General features: G+C 68.7%; 2 protein-coding genes. One reads left to right on the top strand and one right to left on the bottom strand.

The genetic code is table 11. The annotated features are described in order from the left end of the window. Positions 1-304, top strand: a 304-nt coding sequence (locus AAGI46_17010; protein ID MEM1013908.1) for an asparagine synthase-related protein, incomplete at its 5' end; no start/stop codon positions are given. Here AAGI46_17010 and AAGI46_17005 read toward each other — a convergent pair. Next, positions 288-1,961, bottom strand: a 1,674-nt coding sequence (locus AAGI46_17005; protein ID MEM1013907.1) for an Ig-like domain-containing protein, incomplete at its 5' end; no start/stop codon positions are given. The genes AAGI46_17010 and AAGI46_17005 overlap by 17 nt on opposite strands.

The following is a 1,961-nucleotide window of genomic DNA, read 5'->3' as shown; positions in this document are numbered from 1 at the left end:
TGGCAAGCGACTGCTGCGCGACGCCTTCGCCAAACAGCTGCCGGCGAGCGTGTTCGGCCGACGGAAAATGGGCTTCGCCGTGCCGATCAGCAGCTGGCTCCGCGGCAGTCTTCGGCCGATGCTGCACGAGCTACTTTTTGCCAGCGACGCGTTCGCGCGAGATCACTTTGACGACCAAGCCGTCCGCCTGCTCATCGGCGCGCACGAACACGGCCGGCACGACAACGGTCACCGCCTGTTCGCGTTGCTGATGCTCGAGCTCTGGTGGCGCGACGCCCGCGACGACGTCACGGCCTGCGCTTGAACCGCACGAGCCGATTCGCGTCCGCCTCGCTGACGAAGAGGTCGCCGGTGCGTGGGTCCTCGACGACATTGAGCGGAGACGCCAGACCGGTCAGCCCGGCGATGTCCGTCTGAACGGTCGGCTCGCCAGTCACTTGGACGAGGACGACGTCGTCGCCTGCGCTGTAGCGCGTCGCCCAGATCAGGCCCGCCGTTTCGCCGACGGTGCTCTCGAACAGGCCGTTGACGCTGAAGCCCTTGCCGAAGTTGATCACGGGCATCGTGAAGTTCGGATCAGGCATCGTGCCGATCGGGTAGGCCGGGATCTCGTACGGATCGTCGCCGTCCGTCGGGTTGCCGCCCATGAGCACGCGCTCGCCGCGCGCCGGATTCGGATGGCCGTGGTAGCTGCCGGCCTGCGTGACGTCGGCGAGGGTGTCGGGCGTCGTGACGGGCACGCTCATGACCGGGCCTTCGATGACACGCCCGGCCTCGTCGATCAGCGCGGGCGCGTTGCCGCCCCGCGTGCCGCCATTGATGGCGACGAGCAATCGGCCCGACGAGTGCCACAGCAGGTCGTACCCGCTGCGGATGCCCGTCGCGTGGACCGTCACCGCCGCCGAGGCAGACGTCGGGTCGTAGTCGCCGCCCTTGAACGGACTCGAACGCTCCACCGGCAGCCGCACGTCCAGAGGACGACGTCGCGGCAGGCGATCGACCTCGACCTTCAGGACGGCTGCGGTCAGAAGGCGTTCGGGCCGGTTGTTCCACTTCGTATCGCGTCCGCCGTGGCCGGTGTTGGAGCCCTGGCTGACGAACAGCGTGTCCGGGTCAGTCGGGTCAAACGCGATGTCGAAGTTCGCGTGGTCCTTGTACGCCCGCGGCAGGCCGACGACGCGGTCCTCGTACGACCTGAAGTCCCGACTGCTCAGGACGCTCAGCTTGCCGGCAAAGTCGTCCGCGCCGGTAAGGGCCATCTGCGTGTGACTGACCCACAGCCGTGAACTGTCGCGCGGGTCGAACGCGAGGCCCGTCACCAGCCGCGGCCCGCCGTTGTTGGCCGGAATCGTCTTGACGACCGGCCGCTCGTCGATGCCGTTGGGAGCGACGTCGTACCGGAAGATCCGCCCATCGGCCGTGGCGGCGACGAGCGTTCGCGACTCGCCCTCGCCCGGCTGCCAGACCAGCGCGGTGACGATCGACCGATCCAACTGCAGCAGCGTCTCAGCCCGCTCGAATGCGACCGACGAGGCCGGGAGTGTCGACGTGTCGCTCGTCGTGAACGTCGACGTGAACGGCACGAACCGCTGGCCACTCGCGTCGCGAAGCTTGTTGGTCACCTCGATGCGAAACGCCCGATCCGTCGCCAGCGGCTCACTGGGCGTGAGGACGACGCTCGCCCCGTCGGCCGCAACGGTCGCCTGGCTCGCGACGAGCTCGCCCGAAGCGACGTCGACCAACCGCACCGCCTTTGCCGTCGCGGTCTCAGGGTCAGCACCAACGCCCGTGGTCGGGAGGAATAGCTCGACGCGCACGGCCCGCAGGTTGGCCGGGACCGTGTCGCCGTCGATTGGGAAGGTCTGCTCGACGCGTGGCACGCTGCCGCGCTGGCCATGGCGGTCGATCTCGTAGTCGGCAAACCGATCCGCCGCCAGGCCCAGCGTCAGGCCGAACGCCGC

This window comes from Planctomycetota bacterium (genome assembly GCA_038746835.1).
Taxonomy (GTDB): Bacteria; Planctomycetota; Phycisphaerae; order Tepidisphaerales; family Tepidisphaeraceae; genus JBCDKH01.
Note: the sequence above shows the minus strand (reverse complement) of the source record. Positions and strands in the feature narration are given on the sequence as shown.